This is a genomic window from Neisseria sp. P0021.S006 (genome assembly GCF_051956895.1).
On sequence record NZ_JBQCWZ010000280.1, the window covers coordinates 1 to 1,650 of the forward strand.

At 51.3% G+C, this 1,650-nt stretch carries 1 protein-coding gene; it reads right to left on the bottom strand.

Going from position 1 to position 1,650, the window contains the following annotated elements; all coding sequences use genetic code 11:
- Nucleotides 1-256: 256 nt before the first annotated feature.
- On the bottom strand, nucleotides 257-1,650 hold a 1,394-nt coding region (gene guaB / locus ACTHUM_RS13355; RefSeq protein ID WP_440403094.1), incomplete at its 5' end, for an IMP dehydrogenase.

Consider the following 1,650-nt stretch of genomic DNA (forward strand, 5'->3'; position numbering starts at 1 on the left):
TTGTAATACGATTTTTAAAAGGCCGTCTTAAACTTGGTTTAATCGCTCAGTTCAAAACGTACTAGTTGATACATGTCATTTCAACAGATGCACTCTGGTTTGAGCGCGTGAAGCGTTTGTCTCCCCAATTATTCTGCAAATACCACGCCCCAAATACTAAGCATAACAGCGGCAAGCAATATTTGCTTCATTTTTAAAACCTTATAAAAACAGAAAGGCCGTCTGAAATATTTTCAGACGACCTTTTTATACTCGTTTAACGATGGTAGTTAGGCGCTTCTTTAGTGATTTGTACGTCGTGAACGTGGGATTCGCTCATACCGGCAGAAGTGATTTCCACAAATTCTGCTTTCTCGTGCATTTCAGCAATATTGGCGCAACCCAAGTAACCCATGCTGGAGCGCAGGCCGCCGGTCAGCTGGTGGATGATGTTCACGATCGGACCTTTGTAAGGAACGCGGCCTTCGATGCCTTCAGGAACATATTTGTCTGTACTGTCGGTTTTGTCTTGGAAGTAGCGGTCGGCAGAGCCTTGGCTCATCGCACCCAACGAACCCATGCCGCGGTAAGACTTGTAAGAGCGGCCTTGGTAGAGTTCGATTTCGCCCGGTGCTTCTTCCGTACCGGCAAACATACCGCCGAGCATGACGCTATATGCACCTGCTGCCAGAGCTTTGGCAATATCGCCGGAGAAGCGGATACCGCCGTCGGCAATCAGGGGAACGCCTGTACCTTTCAGGGCTTCGGAAACATTGTGAATCGCAGTCAGTTGAGGCACGCCTACGCCTGCTACGATACGGGTCGTACAAATCGAGCCAGGGCCGATACCGACTTTAACGGCATCCGCACCGGCAGCCACCAAATCCAAAGCGGCTTTAGCAGTAGCGATGTTACCGCCGATGACTTGGATGTGCGGATAGGTTTCTTTTACCCAGCGCACGCGATCGATAACGCCTTGGCTATGACCGTGGGCAGTATCGACCACAATCACGTCCACACCTGCTTCCACCAATGCTTTGACGCGCTCTTCGGTATCGCCGCCGGTACCCACCGCGGCACCGACACGCAGGCGGCCTTCGGCATCTTTGTTGGCATTAGGGAATTCGGTTGTTTTCAGAATATCTTTAACTGTAATCAGACCTTTGAGTTCGTCTTGGTCGTTCAACACCAAAACGCGCTCAACTTTGTGCGCATGCATGATTTCGCGGGCTTCATCGATGCTGGTACCTTCAGGAACGGTAACCAAACGGTCGCGAGGGGTCATGATGGCAGAAACAGGCAGATCGACACGGTTTTCAAAACGCAGGTCGCGGTTGGTCACGATACCGACCACTTTGCCGTTTTCCACAACAGGCAGACCGGACATTTTGCGTTTGCGTTGTGCGCGCATTTCCAAGACTTCGCGGATCAATGCGGTCGGCGCAACGGTAACGGGATCTTTCACCACGCCGCTCTCATGGCGCTTCACTTTGGAAACGGCACGCGCTTGCAACTCCGGCGTCATGTTTTTATGGATAATACCAATGCCGCCTTCTTGAGCCATAGAGATGGCCAGACGCGCTTCGGTAACGGTATCCATTGCAGCAGAAAGTAGAGGGAGGTTGAGCGTGATATCGCGGGTGAGTTTGGTTTGAAGTTTGACATCTCGAG